Origin of the sequence: Micromonospora sp. NPDC049799, from assembly GCF_040656655.1 — a bacterium.
GTDB lineage: Bacteria > Actinomycetota > Actinomycetes > Mycobacteriales > Micromonosporaceae > Micromonospora.
In genome coordinates this window covers 1-5,221 of record NZ_JBFAMU010000355.1, presented here as the reverse complement: position 1 = coordinate 5,221, position 5,221 = coordinate 1, and the positions used below count along the sequence as shown (strand labels likewise).

Genomic DNA, 5,221 nt, shown 5'->3' with positions numbered 1-5,221 from the left:
GGCTCGACGAGGCCGGCACCCTGACCGTGGCCGACCTCGCGGCGACGGCCGGCGGGGGTGACCCGGCCGCCCACGGCGTGGTCCGCGAGGCGGGACGGCGGCTCGGCCAGGTGCTGGTCGGGCTGGTGAGCTTCGTCAACCCCGCGATCGTGATCATCGGCGGTGCGCCGGCCGGACTCGGCCACCTGCTGCTCGCCGAGGTCCGCGCCCTGGTCTACCGCCGGTCGGCGCCCCTGGCGACCGGCACGATGCCGATCGTCCTGTCCGACCTGAACGAGCGGGCGACGGTGATCGGCGCCGCCCGGCTGATCAGCGACCACGCCTTCACGGCGGGCTGAGCCGGGCCGGCCGGAGTCGAACCCCGGCCGGCCGCGGCACCTCAGTCCTTGCTGCTGCTGAACGCGGCGTCGAAGGCCGCCGAGGGTGCGTCGAAGGCGAGCCGGCGGACGAACTGCAACGCCTCCGGCGCCCCGACGAGGCGGTCCATCCCGGCGTCCTCCCACTCGATGGAGATCGGGCCGTCGTAGCCGATCGCGTTCAACGCGCGGAAGCAGTCCTCCCAGGGCACGTCGCCGTGGCCGGTGGACACGAAGTCCCAGCCCCGCCGCAGGTCGGCCCAGGGCAGGTGCGAGGAGAGCCGGCCGCGCCGGCCGTCCCCGGTGCGCACCTTCGCGTCCTTGCAGTCGACGTGGTAGATCCGGTCGGCGAAGTCGAAGATGAAGTTCACCGGGTCCAGCTCCTGCCAGACGAAGTGCGACGGGTCCCAGTTGAGCCCGAACGCCGGGCGGTGACCGATCGCCTCCAGGGTGCGCTTCGTCGTCCAGTAGTCGTACGCGATCTCGCTCGGGTGCACCTCGTGGGCGAACCGCACGCCCACCTCGTCGAAGACGTCGAGGATCGGGTTCCACCGGTCGGCGAAGTCCTGGTAGCCGCGCTCGATCATCGACGGTGGCACCGGCGGGAACATGGCGAGGGTGTGCCAGATCGACGAGCCGGTGAAGCCGACGACCGTCTTCACCCCGAGCTTCGCCGCCGCGCGGGCGGTGTCCTTGATCTCCTCGGCGGCCCGCCGGCGTACGCCCTCGGGCTCCCCGTCGCCCCAGATCCGGGCCGGCAGGATGTCCTGGTGCCGCTCGTCAATGGGGTGGTCGCAGACCGCCTGGCCGACGAGGTGGTTGGAGATCGTGAAGACCTGGAGGTTGTGCTTCGCGAGGGTCTCCCGCTTGCGGTCGACGTACGAGTCGTCGGCCAGCGCCTTGTCGACCTCGAAGTGGTCGCCCCAGCAGGCGATCTCCAGACCGTCGTAGCCCCACTCGGAGGCGAGCCGGCAGACCTCGTCGAACGGTAGATCGGCCCACTGGCCGGTGAAGAGCGTGATGGGTCGCGCCATTGTCCTTCTCCCCTGTCGTGATGGGGATTCCGTACGTGCGGGACCGGGGCGAGGGGTGACCGGCCGAGCCGGTGCGGCGGCGGACGGGCACGGACCGGTGGGCACGGGGATACGCACCTGGGCCCGACGGGTTGCGCCTCCCGCCGGGTCACCGGCCACCTGCTCGGTCGCCGCCCCCACTCTATTTCCGCCGGGGCGCACAGCGGAAGGCCCCGTCCGGTCAGGCGTCGCGGCGGCGCAGGAGCACGGTGGCGGCGCCGACGAGGACCACCAGCCAGCCCACGAACACCGCCGCCCCGGCACCCGGGGAGAGCAGGTCCGGGTTGGACGAGATGGACATGAACGCCTCGCCGGCGTTGGAGGGCAGGTACGGCGAGACCGCGTCGGAGACACTCTCCGGCAGCAGTGAGATCACGCCGGGCACGACGAGAAGCAGCGCCACCACGGTGGTGATCGCCCCGGCGGTGTTGCGCAGCAGCGCGCCCACGGCCATCCCGAGCACGCCCACGCCGGCCAGGTAGAACGCCGCGCCGAGCACCGCCCGCAGCACCCCGTCGTCGCCGAGGGAGATGCCCTCGTCGCCGAGGATGCCCTGCGCGCCGAGGAAGGTCAGCAGGGCGGTCGGCACCAGCACCGCGAGGGAGACACCGGCGAGGACGGCGATCTTCCCGACGAGCACGGGCCAGCGCTTCGGCACCGCGGCCAGCGAGGAACGGATCATCCCGGTGGAGTACTCGCCCGCGACCAGCAGCACCCCGAGGGTGCCGATCAGCAACTGGGCGAGGTTGACGCCGCCGAGACTCGCGCCCAGCGGGTCGAGCGAGGAGGGTCCGCCGGGCGGTGCCGGCGTGCCGGGTTGCGGCGGGTTGTCCGCCAGCACGGCGGAGAAGGCCAGGCCGAGCCCGGCGAGCAGGGCGACGGTGGCGATCAGCATGATCACCGACGAGCGCAACGAACGGAACTTGATCCACTCGGCGCGTACCACCCTTGCGGGGGTGACCTTCGCGTCGGCGGGGACGGTGGAGGTGGCTCGGGTCAGGGTTCCGGTGCTCATCGGGCGGTCCTTCCGGCAGCGGTGGGCTCGGCGGTGTACTCGACCGCGTCGCGGGTCAACGTCATGAACGCCTCCTCCAGCGAGGTCTGCTGGGTGGACAGCTCGTGCAGGGTGAGGCCGGCGGCGGCGGCCCGGTCGCCGATCTGCTCCCGGGTCAGCCCGGTGACCTCCAGCAGGCCGGGTTCGCCGGCGGTCACCGTCACGTCCGGGCCGACCAGCAGGTCGCGCAGCGTGGTCGCCTGCGGCGAGCGGACGCGTACGGTGTCGTGCGCGGCCTGCGCGACGAACTCGGCGACGGACACGTCGGCGATGAGCCGGCCCCGGCCGATCACGATCAGGTGCTCGGCGGTCATCGCCATCTCGCTCATCAGGTGCGACGACACGAAGACCGTCCGGCCCTCGGCGGCGAGGCCCCGGAGCAGGTCCCGGATCCAGCGGATGCCGTCCGGGTCGAGGCCGTTGACCGGCTCGTCGAGCATCACGACCTTCGGGTCGCCGAGCAGCGCGGCGGCGATGCCGAGGCGCTGGCCCATGCCGAGGGAGAAACCGCCGGCCCGCTTGTCGGCCACCTCGTGCAGGCCGACCAGGTCGATCACCTCGTCGACGCGCCGCCGGCCGATGCCGTGGGTGGCGGCCATGGCGAGCAGGTGGTTGCGGGCGGTACGGCCGGTGTGCACGGCCTTAGCCTCCAGCAGCGCGCCGATCTCCCGCAGCGGCGCGGGGTGGTCGGCGTACCGGCGACCGCCCACGGTGACGCTGCCCGAGGTGGGCGTGTCGAGGCCGAGGATCATCCGCATGGTGGTGGACTTGCCGGCGCCGTTCGGTCCGAGGAACCCGGTGACGAGGCCCGGTCGCACCTGGAAGGTCAGGTCGTCGACGGCGACCTTGTCGCCGTAGCGCTTGCTCAGGTTGGTCACATCGATCATGCGACCAACGATCGCCCGCGTACTCGGGCCCCCGCGTCGGCCAGCGGCGGACACCTGGACGTACCGCGGACACGGTAGGCGGGTGCCTCCCCTACCGCGGCTGGACCAGACCGCTCTGGTACGCGATCACGACGAGCTGCGCCCGGTCCCGCGCGCCGAGCTTCGCCATCGCCCGGTTCACGTGAGTCTTCGCGGTCAGCGGGGAGACCACCAGCCGCTCGGCGATCTGCTCGTTGGACAGGCCGGTGGCGACCAGCGTGACGACCTCCCGCTCCCGCTCGGTGAGCACCCGCAACTGCTCGGGGGTGGCCTGCGCGTCCGGCTCGGGCTGCGTCAGGAACCGGGCGATCAGCCCACGGGTGGCCTTCGGTGACAACAGGGCGTCACCGGCGGCAACGGTACGGATGGCGTCCAGCAGCTCGGCCGGGTCGACGCCCTTGCCGAGGAAGCCGCTGGCCCCGGCCCGCAGCGCCTCGAAGACGTACTCGTCCACCTCGAACGTGGTCAGGATCAGCACCCGTACACCGGCCAGGGCCGGATCGGCGGTGATCTCCCGGGTGGCGGCGAGCCCGTCCAGCTCGGGCATCCGGATGTCCATCAGCACCACGTCGACGGGCGTCGCGCGGAGCTGGTCGACCGCCTCCCGCCCGGTCGCCGCCTCAGCGACCACGGTCAGGTCGGGGGCGGAGTCGACGAGCACCCGGAACCCGGCGCGCAGCAGCTTCTGGTCGTCGGCCAGCAGCACCCGGATCGTCACTCGGCCGCCTCCTCGGGCGCGGGCAGGTCCGCGCGTACCAGGAAACCGTCGGCGGGTCGCGGCCCGGCGGTAAAGGTGCCGCCGACCGACTCGGCCCGCTCCCGCATGCCGAGCAGACCCATGCCGGCACCCGGGGTGCTCCCGGGCCCGTCGGGTGCCGGCGACGGCGAGCCGGCACCGTCGTCACGTACCTCGATGGTGAGGCCGGCGGCGTCGTAGCGCAGGCGGACCGCGACGGCCGCGCCCGGCGCGTGCTTGTGGGCGTTGGTCAGGGACTCCTGGATGATCCGGTACGCGGCCACGTCGACCGCCGTGGGCAGCGGCCGGGGCTGCCCGGCCACGGTCCAGCGCACCGGCTGCCCGGTGGCGAAGCCCTCCACCAGCGCGTCCAACCGGTTCAGGCTCGGTGCCGGCTCGACCGGCGCTTCGGTCTCCTCGTCGCGGCGCAGCACCCCGAGCACGGTGGCCAACTCGTCCAGCACGGTGCGGCTCGCCGCGCGGACGTGCCCGAGCGCCTCCTCGGCCGCGTCCGGCTGCCCGCGCAGGAGGTGGCCGGCCACCCCGGCCTGCACGTTGATCAGGGCGATGTGGTGGGCGACGACGTCGTGCAGCTCGCGGGCGATGCGCAACCGCTCCTCGGCCACGCGGCGGCGGGCCTCCTCCTCACGGGTCTGCTCGGCGCGAAGGGCCCGCTCCTCCAGCACCGCCACGTACGCCCGCCGGCTGCGCACGGCGTCACCGGCCGCCACGGCGACGCCGAACCAGAGCAGCAGCACCACCACCGCCGGGTCCACCCAGGAGACGCCGAGCGTGACCACGGCCGCCGCGCCGACCACGACCGCGCTGACCGCACCGGCCACAGCGGCGGTCCGCCGGTCGGTCCGGTTCGCGACGGTGTACGCGGCCAGCGCGACCGTCAGCACGAACGGTCCCCGGGCCTGCTCCACCAGGATCGACACGGCCGCCGTGCCGGTGACCACCGCGAGCACCGGCAGCGGGTGCCGGCGGCGCAGCACCAGGGCGGCGCAACCGACCAGGAGGTGATGCGGGAGAGCAGCTGACCGGACTGCCACCGGTCGTGGAAGCTGGCCGGC

Annotated in this window: 6 protein-coding genes; 1 reads left to right on the top strand and 5 read right to left on the bottom strand. The window is 73.4% G+C overall.

Annotated features, from left to right (window positions below; genetic code table 11):
* Positions 1–338 (top strand): ROK family protein (locus AB0I76_RS21970; protein WP_357038452.1); only part of this gene is annotated, 338 nt, incomplete at its 5' end.
* 41 nt (positions 339–379) lie between these two features.
* Here the strand turns inward: AB0I76_RS21970 and AB0I76_RS21965 are convergent.
* From AB0I76_RS21965 to AB0I76_RS21945, 5 genes are all read right to left on the bottom strand, one after another.
* Positions 380–1,390, bottom strand: a complete 1,011-nt coding sequence (locus tag AB0I76_RS21965) for a sugar phosphate isomerase/epimerase family protein (RefSeq protein ID WP_357038449.1) — start codon at positions 1,388–1,390, stop codon at positions 380–382.
* A gap of 220 nt (positions 1,391–1,610) precedes the next feature.
* A complete protein-coding gene (locus AB0I76_RS21960) occupies positions 1,611–2,444 on the bottom strand; it encodes an ABC transporter permease subunit (protein WP_357038448.1) in 834 nt (277 codons plus the stop codon).
* Positions 2,441–3,370: an ATP-binding cassette domain-containing protein gene (locus tag AB0I76_RS21955; protein ID WP_357038445.1), complete on the bottom strand. Its 930-nt coding sequence runs from the start codon at positions 3,368–3,370 to the stop codon at positions 2,441–2,443. The genes AB0I76_RS21960 and AB0I76_RS21955 overlap by 4 nt, the downstream gene beginning before the upstream one ends.
* A gap of 91 nt (positions 3,371–3,461) precedes the next feature.
* The gene (locus AB0I76_RS21950; protein ID WP_357038442.1) at positions 3,462–4,127 is read right to left on the bottom strand and encodes a response regulator transcription factor; all 666 of its coding nucleotides are present in this window, start codon (positions 4,125–4,127) and stop codon (positions 3,462–3,464) included.
* On the bottom strand, positions 4,124–5,221 hold a 1,098-nt coding region (locus AB0I76_RS21945; RefSeq protein ID WP_357038439.1), incomplete at its 5' end, for a sensor histidine kinase. The genes AB0I76_RS21945 and AB0I76_RS21950, both read right to left, overlap by 4 nt.

Coding starts and splice junctions, on each gene's coding strand:
- AB0I76_RS21965 (WP_357038449.1), bottom strand. CDS start 1,390: ATGGCGCGACCCATCACGCTCTTCACCGGCCAGTGGGCCGATCTACCG.
- AB0I76_RS21960 (WP_357038448.1), bottom strand. CDS start 2,444: ATGAGCACCGGAACCCTGACCCGAGCCACCTCCACCGTCCCCGCCGAC.
- AB0I76_RS21955 (WP_357038445.1), bottom strand. CDS start 3,370: ATGATCGATGTGACCAACCTGAGCAAGCGCTACGGCGACAAGGTCGCC.